Annotated in this window: 1 pseudogene; it reads left to right on the forward strand. The window is 78.1% G+C overall.

Annotated elements, in window-relative coordinates:
• Positions 1-384, forward strand: a pseudogene (locus SACPADRAFT_RS0206980) (sacsin N-terminal ATP-binding-like domain-containing protein); the annotation flags it as partial.

The raw sequence follows: 384 nt of genomic DNA on the forward strand, positions 1-384 counted from the left end.
GAGGTGCGGCTGCCCCTCCGTCCCGGCACGGACCCGGACGACGTCCTCGGCGGGATCCGGGCCGAGGTCGCCGACGTGCTGCTGATGCTGCCGTGGGTGGCCGAGGTGGACGTCGGGGGAGACCGGTGGTGGCGGCAGACGGACGGCGACGTCGTCGTGCTGACCGCGCCCGGCGCACCCCGCACCCGGTGGCTCACCCACCGGGACGACGGCGACGTGTGGGCGGTGCCGGTCACCGGGGACGGGGAGCCGCTGCCCCTGGACGACGACGTACTGCACGCCCCCACCCCGACGGACGAGCGGCTGTCCCTGCCCGCCCGGCTGCTGAGCGGGCGGATGCCGGTGGAGCCGTCCCGCCGCCGGGTCCTCGCGGGCGCCGACGCG

Origin of the sequence: Saccharomonospora iraqiensis subsp. paurometabolica YIM 90007 (assembly GCF_000231035.2) — a bacterium.
In the GTDB taxonomy this organism is placed as follows: domain Bacteria; phylum Actinomycetota; class Actinomycetes; order Mycobacteriales; family Pseudonocardiaceae; genus Saccharomonospora; species Saccharomonospora paurometabolica.